At 65.1% G+C, this 16,443-nt stretch carries 15 protein-coding genes and 1 pseudogene; 11 read left to right on the top strand and 5 right to left on the bottom strand.

The annotated features are described in order from the left end of the window. Positions 1-6: 6 nt before the first annotated feature. The 3 genes from ACU8YE_RS16755 to ACU8YE_RS16745 all read right to left on the bottom strand — a co-directional run bounded on the left by ACU8YE_RS16755 (position 7) and on the right by ACU8YE_RS16745 (position 3,342). Positions 7-1,011, bottom strand: a complete 1,005-nt coding sequence (locus ACU8YE_RS16755) for an arabinose ABC transporter substrate-binding protein (RefSeq protein WP_392397748.1) — start codon at positions 1,009-1,011, stop codon at positions 7-9. A 76-nt stretch (positions 1,012-1,087) separates the two neighbouring features. Then, complete coding sequence (locus tag ACU8YE_RS16750) at positions 1,088-2,101, bottom strand: 2-dehydro-3-deoxygalactonokinase (RefSeq protein WP_232041006.1); 1,014 nt, start codon at positions 2,099-2,101, stop codon at positions 1,088-1,090. Between the two features lie 176 nt (positions 2,102-2,277). After that, positions 2,278-3,342 carry a porin gene (locus ACU8YE_RS16745; protein ID WP_260802169.1) on the bottom strand — a complete coding sequence of 355 codons (1,065 nt, stop codon included), beginning with the start codon at positions 3,340-3,342 and terminating at the stop codon, positions 2,278-2,280. A gap of 175 nt (positions 3,343-3,517) precedes the next feature. On the opposite strand from ACU8YE_RS16745, the gene gcvA reads away from it, so the two are divergent. From gcvA to ACU8YE_RS16725, 4 genes are all read left to right on the top strand, one after another. Continuing rightward, positions 3,518-4,444, top strand: coding sequence for a transcriptional regulator GcvA (gcvA, locus tag ACU8YE_RS16740; protein WP_316871796.1), 927 nt, complete (start codon positions 3,518-3,520; stop codon positions 4,442-4,444). Positions 4,445-4,521: 77 nt separating this feature from the next. Further along, positions 4,522-4,941 (top strand): VOC family protein, encoded by a 420-nt coding sequence (locus ACU8YE_RS16735; RefSeq protein WP_232041009.1) that lies wholly within the window; start codon positions 4,522-4,524, stop codon positions 4,939-4,941. Positions 4,942-5,005: 64 nt separating this feature from the next. Continuing rightward, positions 5,006-5,755 (top strand): 16S rRNA (uracil(1498)-N(3))-methyltransferase, encoded by a 750-nt coding sequence (locus ACU8YE_RS16730; RefSeq protein ID WP_446929211.1) that lies wholly within the window; start codon positions 5,006-5,008, stop codon positions 5,753-5,755. Between the two features lie 81 nt (positions 5,756-5,836). Further along, the gene (locus tag ACU8YE_RS16725; protein ID WP_446929210.1) at positions 5,837-6,427 is read left to right on the top strand and encodes a YidB family protein; all 591 of its coding nucleotides are present in this window, start codon (positions 5,837-5,839) and stop codon (positions 6,425-6,427) included. Positions 6,428-6,481: 54 nt separating this feature from the next. Here ACU8YE_RS16725 and ACU8YE_RS16720 read toward each other — a convergent pair whose 3' ends face one another. Then, a complete protein-coding gene (locus ACU8YE_RS16720) occupies positions 6,482-7,426 on the bottom strand; it encodes a LysR family transcriptional regulator (protein WP_446929209.1) in 945 nt (314 codons plus the stop codon). Between the two features lie 203 nt (positions 7,427-7,629). Between ACU8YE_RS16720 and ACU8YE_RS16715 the strand changes: the two genes are divergently transcribed. Genes ACU8YE_RS16715 through araH form a run of 7 tightly spaced genes read left to right on the top strand, consistent with a single transcriptional unit; the run spans position 7,630 to position 16,292 of the window. Further along, positions 7,630-9,366: an IlvD/Edd family dehydratase gene (locus ACU8YE_RS16715; protein ID WP_446929268.1), complete on the top strand. Its 1,737-nt coding sequence runs from the start codon at positions 7,630-7,632 to the stop codon at positions 9,364-9,366. Positions 9,367-9,381: 15 nt separating this feature from the next. Next, complete coding sequence (locus ACU8YE_RS16710) at positions 9,382-10,707, top strand: MFS transporter (protein WP_446929208.1); 1,326 nt, start codon at positions 9,382-9,384, stop codon at positions 10,705-10,707. Positions 10,708-10,732: 25 nt separating this feature from the next. Further along, positions 10,733-11,662 (top strand): dihydrodipicolinate synthase family protein, encoded by a 930-nt coding sequence (locus ACU8YE_RS16705; RefSeq protein WP_433865302.1) that lies wholly within the window; start codon positions 10,733-10,735, stop codon positions 11,660-11,662. Between the two features lie 2 nt (positions 11,663-11,664). Beyond that, positions 11,665-12,603 carry a Gfo/Idh/MocA family protein gene (locus ACU8YE_RS16700; protein ID WP_446929207.1) on the top strand — a complete coding sequence of 313 codons (939 nt, stop codon included), beginning with the start codon at positions 11,665-11,667 and terminating at the stop codon, positions 12,601-12,603. 53 nt (positions 12,604-12,656) lie between these two features. After that, positions 12,657-13,661, top strand: coding sequence for an arabinose ABC transporter substrate-binding protein (locus ACU8YE_RS16695; RefSeq protein ID WP_446929206.1), 1,005 nt, complete (start codon positions 12,657-12,659; stop codon positions 13,659-13,661). A gap of 57 nt (positions 13,662-13,718) precedes the next feature. Further along, positions 13,719-15,248 carry an L-arabinose ABC transporter ATP-binding protein AraG gene (gene araG, locus ACU8YE_RS16690; RefSeq protein WP_316871802.1) on the top strand — a complete coding sequence of 510 codons (1,530 nt, stop codon included), beginning with the start codon at positions 13,719-13,721 and terminating at the stop codon, positions 15,246-15,248. A 33-nt stretch (positions 15,249-15,281) separates the two neighbouring features. After that, positions 15,282-16,292: an L-arabinose ABC transporter permease AraH gene (araH, locus tag ACU8YE_RS16685; protein ID WP_316871803.1), complete on the top strand. Its 1,011-nt coding sequence runs from the start codon at positions 15,282-15,284 to the stop codon at positions 16,290-16,292. Between the two features lie 67 nt (positions 16,293-16,359). Here araH and ACU8YE_RS16680 read toward each other — a convergent pair. After that, positions 16,360-16,443: pseudogene (locus ACU8YE_RS16680) on the bottom strand (integrase core domain-containing protein); the annotation flags it as partial.

The raw sequence follows: 16,443 nt of genomic DNA, 5'->3' as shown, positions 1-16,443 counted from the left end.
GCAAAATCACAAACCCATCTCTTGGCGGACGGCCTTTTCGTTGTCGCGCGTCATCAGGCGGCCGCTGGTCAGGATGAGCGGGTCCGGCGCCTTGTTGTTCTTGATCCACTCGTACATGTTGACCGAGGTTTCGTAGCCGTGACGCTTCGGGCTGATCAGCACGGTACCGAAGAAGCCGGTCTTCTCGGGCTTGGCGAACTCGTTGAGCGCCGACTGGCTGCCGCCAATGCCAACCCCGATGATGTCCGCCGGCTTCACGCCGTGGCCTTCCGCTGCACGCACGGCGCCGAGCACGGCTTCGTCATTCAGGCCGAACGCAATCCAGTGCTTGAACTTCGGGTTCTTGGTCAGGGTGATGTTGGCGGCGTTGAACGCGGCTTCGGTATCCGTCTTGGCCTGCGGGCTGGTGAGCACGTTGGCAGCCGGGAAGCCCGCCTTGGTGAGCGCGGCGACGGCGCCGTCGGTGCGCTCCTTGGCGGTCGGCAACTGGTCATAGGCGATGCGGATGGCACCGACTTCCGACAGATTCCAGCCGCGCTTCTTCATTTCCTGCGCGATGGCATCGCCCACCTGTTCGCCGATCTTCGTGGCCGAGATGCCCATGTGCGGCACCGACTCGATCGGCTTGCCCGCGCCGTCAACCAGGCGGTCATCCACCGTCATCAGCTTGAGGTTGTTCTGCTTAGCCTTGGCCACGACCGCCGGCCCCAGCTTCACGTCGGGCACGCAGATCACGAAACCCTGCGCATGCTGCGCGCCAAGGTTGTCGATGGCGGTCAGCACTTCGCCGCCGCTAGGCACGCCGATCTTCACCAGCTTGAAGCCCTTCTCCTTGGCAGCCTGGTCTGCGAACTTCCATTCGTCCTGGAACCACGGCTCTTCGGGCTGCTTGACCAGGAAGCCGATCTTCACTTCGTCGGCTGCATGGGCAAACACCGAAAGGCCGCCGGCCATGGCAAACAGCGTGGCGGCCGCAATGGCCTTGAATGTCCCGCGTCGTTGTTGTTGCATGTTGTCTCCTTGCGATGCCGTCTTTGCGGCATCTGTTCTGGGTTGGATGAAAGATGGAATGGCGTGCGCGCCCGGCTTACGCCACCTTCAAGGTTTTGACCAGGCCGCGCTCGCGTGCGATGGCGATCGCGCCGCTGCCGGCCAGGTGCTCCTGCTGTTCACTGCTGGTGACGGTGACCTTGCCCGAGAAGAAATCGTCGTCCGACACCAGCACGGCCAGCGCTTCGCGCAGCAGCGGCTTGCCCGTGATGACGAACTGCGTGCCCGGGTTCATGCGGATCGCGCTGCTGTTCTTGAGCGTGAGCAGATCCGCGCCCAGCACCGCGCCCAGCAGGAAGTTGGCCCGCGCATTGCGCTCGTAGATCGTGAACTGGCCCAGCGTGCGCACCATGAAGCAGGCGCGCCCCAGTCCGATGCTGCTGGCACTGCGCGCGCCGGACAGCAGCATTTCCGGATCGACCTCGGTAGCAAAGTCGGAGTCCAGCGCGTCGGCCAGGATGGTGTTGTGCGTGATCACGTGCAGCAGCTCGCCCGCCAGCGTCGTGACACAGCCGGTGATGCGCTGGTCAGCATCCAGATGCACAAACTTCGAGTGCGAGCCCGGCAGCACGATCACCGCAGGTTCCGTGATGCCGAGGCGCGAGACCAAACCCATCGTCTCGACTTCTTCGCCGCGCATCATGTCCATCGACTCGATGTTGTGCAGGCCGAGGTTGTCTACCGGATTGCGCACGCCCGGCACAAACCAGATCGGCTGGGGGCATACCTCCGGGATGGTCGCCTGCACCATCCCCGCCGCCAGGTCGCGCAGGCCGGCCGGTGCCACCAGGTGCGGTACTTCGTGCAGGCCGACGTTGGAGGTGATCATGCCGGACGCCAGCACCAAGTCGACCTGGCTCATACCGAAACCGGCCTTCTGCAGCGCAGCTTCGATGGTGTCCTGCACGCCGCGCTGCAGCGTCGTCCGGTTGCCGGTGATGGCGGTGTCGCGCACGCCAACCTGGCGCGCAGCCTGGCAGAGCGCAACGTCATCGCGCCAGACCGTGACGCGTGTGTTGGTGGTACCGGTATCGATGGTGAGGATGTTCATGCGTGGCATTGCTTGGTGTGACGTGGGACGGAGCCCGGGGTTAAAACCCTTTCATGATCCGCGGCGAGCGGCCCGAGGTTGACTTGGAAAACGCCGCCACCCATGAAGACCTCGTTGGGAAGCGGCAGCGTCGCACAGTCGAGTTCGGGGCGCGCAACAGGATCATGAGAGGTTTTTTAGAACGAGTGGACGATACCGGTGTAAGCACCCAGCTGGTTCTTGCCCGGTGCCGGGTTGTTGTTGGTCGCCTCCACCGAGAAGTTGGCGGTGGCGCTGTTCTGCACGGTACCGACGCTCGCGTACAGCATCGTGCGCTTGGACAGGTTGTAGTTCGCGCCGGCCATGAAGAGGTTGGCGTTGCCGCCGCCATGGTTCACGTTGACACGGTAGGCCGCGCCGATCAGGGTGAGCGCCGGCGTGACTTCGTAGTTGATGCCCAGCCAGTAGTGGTTGGCCTTGGTCGGGGCGCCTGCAGCAGCATCCGGCGCCGACAGGTTTTCATACGCCGCAAACAGCTTGGCCTTGCCGATGGTGTACGTGCCGCCGATCGTCGCTTCCTTCGAGAAGTTGAAGATGTCGCTGAACTTGCCGTTGCCGTCGCGGATCACGTCGTAGATCGCGCGCACTTCCAGCGGGCCCGTCTTGTAGACGGCCGATACGCCATCGCGGCGGCTGTTGGTGAAGGAGCCGGGCTGCTCGCCCAGACCGGTCTGCAGGCCGATCTGGAAGCCGCCCCAGGTCGGGCTCTGGTATTCGACGACGTTGTTGGCGCCCGGCCAGTTGCGCCCGCGCACCAGCGTGGCCGAGCCAATGAACTGCTGGCCGGTCGGGTCCAGGAACCAGACGTCGTTGCTGATGAAGAGGTTCTTGCCGGCCGTCAACGTGCCCCAGGTCGGGCTGGACAGGCCGACGTACGAACGGCGGTTGAAGAGCGCGTCGCCGTTGGTCCGGCCCTGGGCCGCACCAAAACCGGACTCGAGCCGGAAGAGCGCCTGCAGGCCACCGCCGAGATCCTCCTTGCCCATGAACCCGAACATGCTCGTGCCCCACTGGTTGTCGGCGGCGCGCCAGAGGCTGCCGCCCGGCGAGGTCGCGGTGGGGGCGACGTTGTTCTGGTAGTCGATGCCGCTGGCGACGCGGCCGTACAGCGTGACGTTGGTTTGTGCAAGGGCGGGAGCGGTCCAGCCAGCGAGCGCAAGGCCGCACGCCAGCATCCCGCGAACAGCGGTGGTTCGATTCATGACGTCTCCTGAAATGTTTTTGTAGGCGGGGTCCGGTGCGGCGCGCGGTTTGAGATCGCTGGAGGCACACACCAAGCATCGACACCGTCCCCAGGCGCATTTGTAGTCGGGGCGGCCTTAACGTGGCAAACTACAAATTCTTCGCTGGACGTTAAATTTTTCTTAACGAGAACGCATGCCCCGGCGCCTCCCTCCCCTTAATGCATTGCGCGTCTTTGAAGTCGCGGGCCGCCACTTGAGTTTCAGCCGGGCTGCGGACGAGCTTTGCGTGACCAACGCTGCTGTCAGCCACCAGATCAAGCAACTCGAAGATCATCTGGGCAAAAAGCTCTTTGCGCGCCGCAACAACCAGCTCACGCTGACAGACGCGGGCGACAACTACCTGCCTCGCGTGCGCGACGCGCTGCGTGCGCTCGAACAAGCCACCGACCTGCTGATGGACACCGCCGACGCGCCGCTGCGCGTGGCCGTGCCGCCAACCTTCGGCGCCAAATGGCTCGTGCCCCGGCTATACCGATTCTTCAACCAGCATCCGCACGTGCGCGTCGAGGTCTCCACCGCCGACGTGCAAGACCACGGCCAGTTCGATCTGTGCATCGACGACCGGCAAGTCAACGCGCCCAACCTGCGCGTCGAGTGGTTCACCTCCACCGATTTCTTTCCCGTGTGCAACGCCACGCTGCAGGCGGCCATCCGCATGCCGCAGGACCTCGCCACGCAAACGCTGTTGCACGAGCGCGGCGGGCGCCATCTCGCGCACCATCCGACGTGGCGGCAATGGCTCGACGAGGTCGGTGTGCCCCACATCGATGCCACGCGCGGGCCGGCGTTTTCCGAAGCCCTGATGGCGCTGCAAGCGGCTATCGACGGCCAGGGCGTGGCGCTCGGCCAGGGCATCCTTGTCGAGTACGACATCGCTGCCGGACGCCTCATGCGGCCGCTGGCGACCGAAGCCTCGCTGCGCCTGTCGTACTACCTGATCCATCCGCACCAGGCAGCAGAGCACCCGGGCTTTGCATTGTTCCGTCAATGGCTCGTCGATGAAGTTGCGCGTAGCGGCGGCCGCGCACGCAACCAGACCCCGGCAAGCGAGGTGTTTTGATTTCTTTTTGATTGTGGCGTGGCGGGCGCTCTACACTACTCGTCCCTGGCTGCATCGCGCCGAAGAAGGAGCCCGCCATGAGCTTCCCCCGCCCCGCCAACACCCCGTGGCTCGTCCCGTACCTGACCGTGCGCGACGCATCGGCCGCCATCGCGTTCTATCGCAATGCGTTCGGTTTCGGTGTGCAGGATGAGGTGCACGACCATGGCCGCCCGATCCACGTCGAGATGACCTACCAGGGCCAGCTCATGCTGATGTTTGCGCCTGAGGGCGTCTTCGGCTCCACCGCCAAAGCCCCGGCTGGTGCCGGCTTTGAATGCCCGCAGAGCTTCCACCTGTATTGCGACGACGTCGACACCGCGTACCAGAACGCGCTCGACCAGGGTGCCACGTCCATCATGGCGCCGCACGACGCCTTCTGGGGCGAGCGCTACGCCGCCGTGCGCGACCCCGACGGCTATCGCTGGGGCCTCGCCTGCCGCCCCGCGGCGGCCTGATCGCTTCATCTCGATCGCTCGATCGCTTGATCGCCTGACCCGATTCACCACAAGGATTGCTGTAATGGGGCTTCCCCGTTTTTTCGTCGATACGCCGCTCGCCCCCAACACAACCGTCGCGCTGCCCGAGGCCGTCACGCGGCACATCCATGTGCTGCGGCTAGCCGTCGGCGATGACGTCTGCCTGTTCGATGGATCAGGCCACGAATTCCGTGCGCGGCTCGACGCCATCAACAAGCGCGATGCCACCGCCAGCCTTGCGGATGCCACACAGCCCGACACCGAGGCGCGCTACGCCATCACGCTCGCGCAAGGCATTGCCGGTGGGGACAAGATGGATTGGCTGATCGAGAAGGCCATCGAACTGGGCGTGAATGCGGTGGCTCCGCTGCAGACCGAGCGCGCCGTAGTGCGCCTCTCGGGCGAGCGTGCGGCCAAGCGCGTGCAGCACTGGCAGGCACTCGTGCAGGCGGCCTGCGAGCAATGCGGCCGAGCCCGCGTGCCAGCGGTCGCGCCGGTCGCCACGCTGCGTGAATGGCTTGCCGCCGCCAAGTCGACCGATGCGCCGCGCGTGCTGCTGTCGCCGCGCGGCACGCAATCGCTCACGCAATGGGCCGGGCAGTCGCGCACGCGCATCGAAGGCAGCGGCATCGTCCTGCTGATCGGCCCCGAAGGCGGTCTTTCGCCGGACGAAGAAGCGCTTGCCGAGGCTGCCGGTTTCTTACCGCTGACACTCGGGCGACGTATTCTGAGAACGGAATCGGCGGCGCTTGTGGCCGTCTCCGCGCTGCACGCCGTGCTTGGCGAGTTTTAAGTTCTGACGACGAAACACTGACCGTTTGATCCCCCCGGCGGGCCCCTCCCCCTGCCCGCCATTGACCAAAGGAGCTTCATCATGGGTCTACTCGATTCGATTCTCGGCGGCGGCAATGACGCCGGCGGCGCGCAATCGTCATTGCTGGGCAACAAGAAGGTGCTGCTTGCCGTGGCCGTGCTGGCCTACCTGGCGATGAAGCACAAGTCGCAGGGCGCGGGCGATGCGGCCGCGCCGCAAGGGCAGGAAGAACAAGGCGGCCTGTTCGGTTCGCTGGGTGGCTTGCTGGGTGCGGCGGGCGGTGCCGGCGCGCTGGGCAGCCTGCTTGGCGGCGCTGGCGGTGGCCTTGGCGGTCTGCTCGGCGGTTTGCTGGGCGGCGGCAGCGGCAATGGAGATCAGGCGGCAATCGGAGGCCTGGGGCCGCTGCAGCAGATCCTGGAGCAAGCCGGCCTGGGCGAACAGGTCAAATCGTGGATCGGCAATGGCCAGAATCTGCCGGTATCGGGCGAGCAGATTACCCAGGCGCTGAGCGGCACGGGTGCGCTGGAGGAGGTATCCAAACTGGCCGCCCACTTCGGCATCAACGAAGGCGACCTTGCCAACCAACTCGCTGAAGGCCTGCCCGAAGCGGTCAACCATCTCACGCCGCAGGGCGCAGTGCCGGCGGCCTGAACGTCATCGCCGCGCAGAAAAAGCCCGCAATTGCGGGCTTTTTTGCGCCGGCAGTCAGCCCGCCCCGTAGGCCGTTCGGCCCGCATCGCGCAGCGCCTGCACCACATGCAGCGCTGCCGGAGACAACAGCCGGTCCGTCCGCGTGATGATGCCGAAGTCATCCATCTGGCACGGCATCGGCAACGGAAGAATCGCCAGCATCTGATACGTCGCGTAATACTGCGCGACGTCGGCGCCAATTACGGCCAGCATGTCGCTCTGCTCCAGGATGCGCGTCAGGAACAGCAGCGCGGAGGTTTCCACCACGCTTGTCGGCGCTGTCAGGCTCTCCCGCTGGAACATCAGATCGAACCGGTGACGCAGCACGCTGCCGATGGGCGGCACCACCCAGGTGGCCGGCTGCACGTCCGCGAGCGTCAGCGACGGTTCCACCAACAGCGGATGCCCCGGCCGCGCCACCGCCACCACCGGCTCGTCGGCCAGCGGCTCGTAGCGCAGGTGCAGCTTGTCGTGCTCGGCAAACAGGCGGCCGACCACCAGGTCGAGTTTGTCTTGCGCCAGGCGTTCGAGCAGCACGTTGCTGCTTTCGATTTCCAGCGACACCCGCAGCCCGGGATGCTCGCGTGTGATCTGCGCCACCACCGGCGGCAGCAGCCGCACGCCCGGCGACGTGATCGTCCCCACCGCCACATGCCCGAGGTGCCCGGCCTTGAGACCAAGCACTTCCTCCTGGGCCTGGTCCAGGCTGCCGACCACGGCGCGCGCGTGGCGGATCAGCGCATCGCCATAGCGCGTGGGCCGCATGCCGCGCGGCATGCGCTCGAACAGCTGCACATCGAGCATGGCCTCCAGCTCGCGTAACAGCTTGGAGGCGGCGGGCTGCGTCATGTTGAGCGCGGCGGCGGCCCGGTGGATGTTGCCCTCCTCGGCCAGGGCAATCAGCAGCAGCAGTTGTCGCGTCTTCAGGCGCGCACGGACATACCAGGGGCTGTTCGACATCGGGTCTTCCTCGGGATATCAAATCGGATATCGGTCACGACCAATATTTCATTGGAAGGATATCAGGGCGCTCCGTACACTCGGTCCGATCAAAAAACCACAACCACACCGGAGACAACGGACGTGCCGCGCGGGCTGCAAGTAGTGCCGCGCTGCCGGTCGACGCACGCGCCTCGACAACCACGTCCGTGACACACGCACCCATGTCGGAATCGAAACCCAAGCTGCGCTCGGCCCAATGGTTCGGCACCGCCGATAAAAACGGCTTCATGTATCGAAGCTGGATGAAGAACCAGGGCATTCCCGATCACGAATTCGACGGCCGCCCGATCATCGGCATCTGCAATACCTGGTCGGAACTGACGCCGTGCAACGCGCATTTCCGCAAGCTGGCCGAACACGTCAAGCGCGGCATTTACGAGGCGGGCGGGTTCCCGGTGGAGTTTCCGGTGTTCTCCAACGGCGAATCGAACCTGCGCCCGACCGCCATGCTCACCCGCAACCTCGCGGCCATGGATGTTGAAGAGGCGATTCGCGGCAACCCGATCGACGCGGTGGTGCTGCTCACCGGCTGCGACAAGACCACGCCCGCCCTGCTGATGGGCGCGGCAAGCTGCGACGTGCCGGCGATCGTCGTGACGGGCGGCCCGATGCTCAACGGCAAGCTCGACGGCAAGAACATCGGCTCGGGCACGGCGGTGTGGCAGCTGCACGAATCGCTCAAGGCGGGTGAGATCGACCTGCATCACTTCCTGTCGGCGGAAGCGGGGATGTCGCGCTCGGCCGGCACGTGCAACACGATGGGCACGGCGTCCACCATGGCATGCATGGCCGAAGCGCTCGGCACATCGCTGCCGCACAACGCGGCCATCCCGGCGGTGGACGCGCGGCGCTACGTGCTGGCGCATATGTCCGGCATCCGCGTCGTCGAGATGGCGCTGCAGGGGCTGACGCTGTCAAAGATCCTCACGCGCGCCGCATTCGAAAACGCCATCCGCGTCAACGCAGCCATTGGCGGTTCGACCAACGCCGTGATCCACCTGAAGGCGATTGCCGGACGCATCGGCGTGCCGCTTGAGCTGGAAGACTGGTCGCGCATCGGCCGCGACACGCCGACCATCGTCGACCTGATGCCCTCGGGGCGCTTCCTGATGGAGGAGTTCTATTACGCAGGCGGTCTGCCCGCCGTGCTGCGCCGCCTTGGCGAGGCCAAGCTCCTACCCCATCCCGATGCGCTGACCGTCAACGGCAAGACGCTGTGGGAAAACGTCAAGAACGCGCCCATCACCGACGACGAAGTCATCCGACCGCTCGCCAATCCGCTGATCGACGATGGCGGTATTCGCGTGCTGCGCGGCAATCTCGCGCCCCGTGGCGCGGTGCTCAAGCCGTCGGCGGCCAGTCCGGAGCTGCTGCGGCATCGCGGCCGTGCAATCGTGTTCGAGAACCTGGAGCACTACAAGGAACGCATCGTCGATGAGGCCTTGGACGTGGATGCCAGCTCCGTGCTGGTGATGAAGAACTGCGGGCCGAAGGGCTATCCGGGCATGGCCGAGGTCGGCAACATGGGCCTGCCGCCCAAGCTGCTGCGCCAGGGCGTGAAGGACATGGTGCGCATTTCCGATGCGCGCATGAGCGGCACCGCCTATGGGACCGTGGTGCTGCACGTGGCGCCTGAGGCCGCGGCGGGCGGCCCGCTGGCCGCGGTGCAGGACGGCGACTGGATCGAACTCGACTGCGAAGCCGGCACGCTGCACCTGGACATCGACGACGCCGAAATGGCGCGCCGCATGGCGGCCTATCAGGCGCCGCGCTCCCATGGCGAAAACGGTGGCTACCAGCGCCTGTACGTCAACCACGTGCTGCAAGCCGACGAGGGCTGCGACCTCGATTTCCTGGTCGGCTGCAGGGGCGCCGCCGTGCCGCGGCACTCGCACTGAGCCAAGGAAAGACCGATGGACATCTCTCAAACCGCAGGCGCCGCTCCGGCTTCGGCCGATGCATCGGAAGAGCAGCGCATCGTCGGCATGCTCACGCGCAAGCTGATGCCGTTCCTGGCACTGATCTACGTGGTGGCGTATATCGATCGCTCTGTAGTCGGCTTCGCCAAACTGCACATGAATGCGGCGGTAGGCATCGGTGACGCTGCCTACGGGTTGGGAGCTGGCCTGTTCTTCATTGGCTATTTCCTGTGCGAGGTGCCGAGCAACCTGGCACTCGAACGCTTTGGCGCACGCCGCTGGTTCGCGCGCATTCTGTTCACGTGGGGCGTCATCACCATGGCCATGGCGCTGGTCAGCGGCCCAGTCAGCTTCTATGTGCTGCGCTTCCTGCTCGGTGCGGCCGAAGCCGGCCTGTACCCCGGCATTCTGTATTTCCTGACCAAGTGGTTTCCAATGCGCCATCGGGCGCGCATCGTCGGCTTGCTGGTGCTGGCCCAGCCCGTCGCACTCATCATCACGGGGCCGCTGGCGGGGTGGTTGCTGTCGGTGCCGGGGCCCTTCGGCATGTCGAGCTGGCAAACGCTGTTTGTGGTCAGCGGCTTGCCGGCCACGCTGCTGTGCGTGCCGACGCTGCGTATCCTGCCGGAATCCCCTGCGCACGCACGCTGGCTGCCCGCTGCGGACCGCGCGTGGATCGAGCGCGAGCTGGCCGCAGATCAGGCCGCTTATGCGCTGAAGTCGCACGGCAGCCCGCTCAAGGCACTCAAGGATGTGCGGGTGCTGTTGCTGTCGCTGCTGTTTCTGCCGTTTCCGCTGAGCATCTACGGCCTGTCGCTGTGGCTGCCGACGATCATCAAGCAGTTTGGCGTGAGCGATGTCGCCACCGGCCTGCTGTCCGCCGTGCCCTATCTGTTTGCCGTGGTGGGCTTGTACCTGGTGCCGCGCCATTCGGACCGCACGGGCGAGCGCTACTGGCACATCGCCATTCTCTCGGCGCTGGCCGCGCTCGGCATGGCGGCCAGCGCGTGGGTTCAAGCGCCTGCGCTGCAACTGGGCAGCCTCTGCCTGTTCGCGTTTTCGGCCTATGCAATTCAGGCCGTGTTGTGGACGCTGCCGGGACAGTTCCTGACCGGCACGAGCGCTGCAGTCGGTATCGCAACCATCAACTCGCTGTCCAACCTGGGCGGTTACCTCGGCCCCTATGGCATGGGCATCCTCAAGAACGCCACAGGCAGCCTTTCTGCAGGTCTGTACTTCCTGGCCACCGCGCTGGCATTTGCGGTGGTGATGACGTTCATCGTCCGCGCTGTGCTGGGCGCACGCCAGCACCTTTCCTGATACCCATTCTCGACTTCACGATTTCATGACCCGCAACAGCAAGCCGCGCTACCAAGGCATCTTTCCGGTGGTGCCCACGACGTTCACTGAAACGGGCGAACTCGATTTGCCGAGTCAGAAGCGCGCCATCGATTTCATGATCGACGCCGGCTCCGATGGCCTGTGCATCCTGGCGAATTTCTCCGAACAGTTTTCGCTGTCGGACGACGAGCGCGAAGTGCTCACCCGCACCGCGCTGGAACACGTAGCCGGCCGCGTGCCCGTGATTGTCACCACCTCGCACTACAGCACGCAGGTCTGCGCGCAACGCAGCCGCCGCGCGCAGGACATGGGCGCCGCCATGCTTATGGTGATGCCGCCCTATCACGGCGCCACCTTCCGCGTGCCCGAAGTGCAAATCTACGAGTTCTTTGCGCGCGTGTCGGATGCCGTTGGCATTCCGATCATGATTCAGGATGCGCCGGCCAGCGGCACGGTGCTGTCTGCGGCGTTCCTCGCACGCGTGGCCCGCGAGATCGAGCAGGTGGCCTACTTCAAGATCGAAACGCCCGGTGCAGCGGCCAAGTTGCGCGAGCTAATCCGCCTCGGCGGCGACGCCATCGAGGGCCCCTGGGACGGTGAAGAAGCCATCACGCTGCTGGCCGATCTGGATGCCGGTGCCACGGGCAGCATGACCGGCGGCGCGTATCCCGACGGCATCCGGCCGATCATTGAGGCGCACGCCAAAGGACAACACGATCGCGCCTTCGAGCTGTATCAACGTTGGTTGCCGCTCATCAATCACGAGAATCGGCAGGCCGGCATCCTGGCCGCCAAGGCACTGATGAAGGAAGGCGGAGTGATTGCCTGCGAGGCATCGCGCCATCCGTTGCCGCCGATGCACCCAGACACGCGCCGGGGCCTGATCGACATTGCCCGGCGGCTCGATCCGCTGGTCCTGCGTTGGGGGCGATAGCCATGCACGGTGAACGTACCCCCGTTGCGATCGGCATTGTTGGCGTCGGCAAGATTGCACGCGATCAGCATCTGCCGGCACTCGCCGCGCAGCCCGGCTTCTCGCTCGCGGCCTGCGCGAGCCCGCATTCGCGCATTGACGGCCTGCCGCATTACACGACGCTCGACGCCATGTTGGCTGACGAACCCACGCTGCGTGCGGTGTCGCTGTGTACGCCACCACAAGTGCGGTTTGTCCAGGCCCGCGCGGCACTCGCTGCAGGCAAGCACGTGATGCTGGAGAAGCCTCCGGGCGCCAGCGTGTCGGAAGTGGCAATCCTCGCTGAACTGGCGCGGGAGCGCGGCTGCACCTTGTTTGCCTCGTGGCACTCGCGCCACGCACCCGGTGTCGAGGCCGCTCGGGAGTGGCTGGCAAGCCGCGCCATCGTCTCCGTCAACGTGCAATGGAAAGAAGACGTGCGCCGCTGGCACCCGAACCAGGCATGGATCTGGGAACCCGGCGGGCTGGGCGTGTTTGACCCGGGTATCAACGCGCTGTCGATCCTGACCCGCGTGCTGCCGCATGCGTTCTTCCTGAAGGCGGCCGACCTGTGGGTGCCCGCCAATCAGCAGACGCCGATTGCCGCCCACCTCGCATTCACCGATGAACACGGCACGGCAATCCAGGCGGAATTCGACTGGCGCCATGACGCAGGCGAGCTATGGCAGATCGACGTGACCACGCGCGACGGCACCTTGCGGCTGGCACAAGGCGGCAAGCAATTGACCATCGACGGCGTTGAGATCGACGTCGGCCCGGAACGCGAATACCCGAGCCTGTACACACGCTTTCTCGAACTGATCGGCAGCGGCGAAAGCGATGTCGATGTCCGCCCGCTTCAGCACGTAGCCGACGCCATGCTGCTCGGTCGGCGCCATTTGATCGATCCGTTCGTGCCGTGAGGCACGCCCCATTCACGTAGTGCCATAAGAGCCATTCCAACGAGGAGACAACCATGCAACGCAAACTTCGCCGGCTGACCCTATCCGCCCTGGCGGCCACCCTGTGCCTGGGGCCGCTGGCCGCCAGCCTGCCCGCCCACGCCGACGAGCCGCTCAAGATCGGCTTCCTGGTCAAGATGCCGGAACAGGCCTGGTTCATCAACGAGCAGAAGGCCGCCACCGAGCTGGGCAAGAAGGAGGGCTTCTCGGTGGTGAACATCGGCACGCCCGATGGCGAAAAGGTGCTGTCCGCCATCGACAACCTCGGCGCGCAAGGTGCCAAGGGCTTCGTCATCTGCGCACCGGACGTGCGCCTGGGCCCGGCTATCTCGGCACGCGCCAAGCACTACAACATGAAGTTCGTCACGGTTGACGATCAACTCGTCGACTCGTCCGGCAAGCCGCTGGCCAACGTGCCGCATCTGGGCATGTCGGCATTCAAGATCGGCAACCAGGTCGGCCAGGCCATCTCCGACGAGATGAAGCGCCGCGGCTGGAAGCCCGAGGAAGTGGGCGCGCTGCGCATCACCAACTATGAACTGCCGACTGCCAAGCTGCGCACCGACGGTGCCACGCAGACGCTGCTGGCCGGCGGCTTCAAGAAAGAGAACATCTTCGACGCGCCGCAAAAGACCACCGACGACGCGGGCGGCTTCAATGCTGCGTCGCCGGTGCTGGCACAGCATGCGGGCATCAAGAAGTGGGTGATCTTCGCGCTCAATGAAGAGAGCGTGCTGGGCGGCGTGCGCGCAACCGAGCAACTGCACATTCCGGCAGCCGATGTGATCGGCGTCGGCATCAACGGTGCCGGCGAGGCGTTCGCCGAATTCCAAAAGAAGGAGCAGACGGGCTTCTTTGGCACGATTGCCGTCAGCTCGACCAACCACGGCAAGGACAGCGCTGCAAACCTCGTCGATTGGATCAAGACCGGCAAGCAACCGCCGGCTGATACGCAGACCACCGGCAAGCTGATGGTGCGCAGCAACTGGCAGGAAGTCCGCAAGGAACTGGGCATTTGATGCAACGCGCGGCGCGGGCCTGCCCCGCGCCTCTCGCGCATCTGCAAAGAGCAACCGATGACAGTCCAATCACTTGATGAGAGCGGCCCGCCTGACGCTTCCGCTGGCGCGTACCTGAAGCTTGACGGCATCACCGTGCGCTTTCCTGGCGTGCTCGCGCTCGACCACGTCTCGCTCGACATCCGCCGCGGCGAGGTGCACGGCCTGATGGGCGAGAACGGCGCGGGCAAATCGACGCTGCTCAAGGTGCTGTCGGGCGTCAACCAGCCGGAGGACGGCACGCTGTCGCTCGACGGCGTGCCGCAGCAGTTCACGAACACGCGCGCGGCCATTGCGGCGGGCATCGCCATCATCTATCAGGAACTGCACCTCGTGCCCGAACTGACGGTGGCGGAAAACCTGATGCTCGGCGCATTGCCCAACCGCTTTGGCGTGCTCGACGAGAAGACGCTGATCGCCCGTGCGCTGCGCGAACTCGAGCGGCTGGGCGAGAAGCTCGATCCGGCCCAACCCGTCAAGCATCTGTCGATCGGCCAGCGCCAGATGATCGAGATCGGAAAGGCGCTGATGCGCGACGCGCGCGTGATCGCGTTCGACGAACCCACGAGTTCGCTCTCCTCGCGCGAAACCACGCAGTTGTTCCGCATCATTCGCGCTCTCAAGGCCGAGGGCCGCGCGGTCATCTACGTCACGCACCGCATGGAAGAGGTCTACGAACTGTGCGATCGCGTGACCGTGTTCCGCGACGGCCGGCACATCGACACGTTCAACGCCGGCGCGAACCTCGACCGCGAACGGCTGATCCGTTGCATGGTCGGCCGCTCGATCCAGGACGTGTACGGCTACAAGCCGCGCCCGCTCGGCGAGGTGAAGGTCGACGTGCGCGGCCTGATGGGGCCCGGCTTGAGCGAACCCGCATCGTTCCGAGCGCATGCAGGCGAAATCGTCGGCTTCTTCGGGCTGGTGGGCGCTGGGCGCTCCGAGCTGATGAAGCTGCTCTACGGCGCGGTCAAACCCACGGCGGGCGAAGTCCACCTCAAGGGCAAGCGCGTTCAGTTCAACACGCCGCGCGATGCGGTGCGCGCAGGTGTCGCGCTCTGTCCGGAAGACCGCAAGCAGGAAGGTATCGTCTCAATTGCCTCGGTGTCCGATAACCTGAACATCAGTTGCCGGCGCCACTTCAGCCGCTTCAGCGTACTGAACAACCGGCAGGAAGCGCGCACCACCAAGTCGTTCATCGACAAGCTCGCCATCAAGACGCGCAACGGTGAAACGCCCATCGGCAAGCTGTCGGGCGGCAATCAGCAGAAGGTGATCCTCTCGCGCTGGCTGGCGGAAGACATCGACGTCTTCCTGATGGACGAGCCCACACGCGGCATCGACGTCGGCGCCCGCAGCGAAATCTACAGCCTGCTCTACGGCCTTGCCGAGTCGGGCCGCACTGTCATCGTCGTGTCGAGCGACCTTGCCGAAGTCATCGGCGTGGCCGACCGCGTGCTCGTGATGAAGCAAGGCCGCATCGTCGGCGATCTGCCCAGAGAGCACGCCTCGCCCGACACCCTCATCAAACTCGCGCTGCCACGTTAGCGCGCGAATCACGCCCTCATGGAAACCGATCCTATGCAAACGCCATCCACCGACTCCGTGCCGGGCGGCCCGCCATTGGCCGCCCCTGGCATCCCCAGCCGCGCAGCCCTCACGTGGGAGCTGGTCAACCGATCGGGCATCGTCGTGGTGTTCGTCTTGCTGTTCACCGCGCTGGCGTTCACGGTGCCCGGCTTCATCAGCAGTCGCAACATCCAGGGCCTGCTGCTCTCCGTCACCCTGATCGGCTCCATCTCGGTCACGATGATGTTCGTGCTCGCCCTCGGCGAGGTGGACTTGTCCGTTGCCTCCATCGTCGCGTTTGCGGGAGTGGTGGCGTCAACGCTCATCACCGCGACACACAGTGTGGTGCTGGGCGTCGGGGCTGGCGTGCTTGCGGGCGGCCTGGTCGGCCTCGTCAACGGCGTGCTGGTGGCGCGCTACCAGATCAACTCGCTGATCGTCACGCTGGCGATGATGGAAGTCGTGCGCGGCCTCGCCTTCATCACCTCCAACGGCGACGCGGTGATGATCTCCGAAGAGAGCTTCTTCGACCTGGGCGGCGGGTCATTCCTCGGCATCTCGTACCCGATCTGGAGCAATATCGTCGGCTTCGCGCTGTTCGGTTTCCTGCTCAAGAAGACGGTGTTCGGCAAGAACGTGCTCGCCGTCGGCGGCAATGAGGAAGCCGCACTGCTTGCCGGCCTGCCGGTGACGCGCATCAAGATCGCCGTGTTCGTCCTGCAAGGCCTTGTGACCGGCTTTGCCGGCGTGATGCTGGCCTCCCGCATGAGCCTGGGCGATCCGAAAACGTCGGTCGGGCTTGAGCTGGGCGTAATCTCGGCCTGCGTGCTGGGCGGAGTTTCGCTCACGGGCGGCGTGGCAACCGTGTCCGGTGTGCTGGTCGGCGTTCTGATCATGGGGTCGGTGCAGAACGCGATGAGCCTGATGAACGTGCCGACGTTCTATCAGTACCTGATCCGCGGCGGCATTCTGCTGCTGGCGGTGTGGTTTGACCGCATCCGCCGCAACAAGCGGGCAGGCTGACCAGCCGGCCAGCACATTCACAAGTGTCAAGTCCTGATAAAGGTTGACACTCAGTTCAGCTACTAGACGCCCGATGCACTGCATCGGGCGTTTTGTATTTCAGGGCCTGGTGAGGCCGCTCATAGTTGTAGATGTGCACCGACTGGGCCAC

This window comes from Ralstonia sp. VS2407, from assembly GCF_052950655.1.
Note: the sequence above shows the minus strand (reverse complement) of the source record. Positions and strands in the feature narration are given on the sequence as shown.

What these genes read in the sequence shown, in the direction of transcription:
- ACU8YE_RS16750 (WP_232041006.1), bottom strand. Translation starts at nt 2,101, where the DNA reads ATGAACATCCTCACCATCGATACCGGTACCACCAACACACGCGTCACG.
- ACU8YE_RS16705 (WP_433865302.1), top strand. Translation starts at nt 10,733, where the DNA reads ATGACCCGCAACAGCAAGCCGCGCTACCAAGGCATCTTTCCGGTGGTG.
- ACU8YE_RS16735 (WP_232041009.1), top strand. Translation starts at nt 4,522, where the DNA reads ATGAGCTTCCCCCGCCCCGCCAACACCCCGTGGCTCGTCCCGTACCTG.
- ACU8YE_RS16755 (WP_392397748.1), bottom strand. Translation starts at nt 1,011, where the DNA reads ATGCAACAACAACGACGCGGGACATTCAAGGCCATTGCGGCCGCCACG.
- ACU8YE_RS16725 (WP_446929210.1), top strand. Translation starts at nt 5,837, where the DNA reads ATGGGTCTACTCGATTCGATTCTCGGCGGCGGCAATGACGCCGGCGGC.
- ACU8YE_RS16745 (WP_260802169.1), bottom strand. Translation starts at nt 3,342, where the DNA reads ATGAATCGAACCACCGCTGTTCGCGGGATGCTGGCGTGCGGCCTTGCG.
- ACU8YE_RS16715 (WP_446929268.1), top strand. Translation starts at nt 7,630, where the DNA reads ATGTCGGAATCGAAACCCAAGCTGCGCTCGGCCCAATGGTTCGGCACC.
- ACU8YE_RS16695 (WP_446929206.1), top strand. Translation starts at nt 12,657, where the DNA reads ATGCAACGCAAACTTCGCCGGCTGACCCTATCCGCCCTGGCGGCCACC.
- ACU8YE_RS16720 (WP_446929209.1), bottom strand. Translation starts at nt 7,426, where the DNA reads ATGTCGAACAGCCCCTGGTATGTCCGTGCGCGCCTGAAGACGCGACAA.
- araH (WP_316871803.1), top strand. Translation starts at nt 15,282, where the DNA reads ATGCAAACGCCATCCACCGACTCCGTGCCGGGCGGCCCGCCATTGGCC.
- ACU8YE_RS16710 (WP_446929208.1), top strand. Translation starts at nt 9,382, where the DNA reads ATGGACATCTCTCAAACCGCAGGCGCCGCTCCGGCTTCGGCCGATGCA.
- gcvA (WP_316871796.1), top strand. Translation starts at nt 3,518, where the DNA reads ATGCCCCGGCGCCTCCCTCCCCTTAATGCATTGCGCGTCTTTGAAGTC.
- ACU8YE_RS16700 (WP_446929207.1), top strand. Translation starts at nt 11,665, where the DNA reads ATGCACGGTGAACGTACCCCCGTTGCGATCGGCATTGTTGGCGTCGGC.
- araG (WP_316871802.1), top strand. Translation starts at nt 13,719, where the DNA reads ATGACAGTCCAATCACTTGATGAGAGCGGCCCGCCTGACGCTTCCGCT.
- ACU8YE_RS16730 (WP_446929211.1), top strand. Translation starts at nt 5,006, where the DNA reads ATGGGGCTTCCCCGTTTTTTCGTCGATACGCCGCTCGCCCCCAACACA.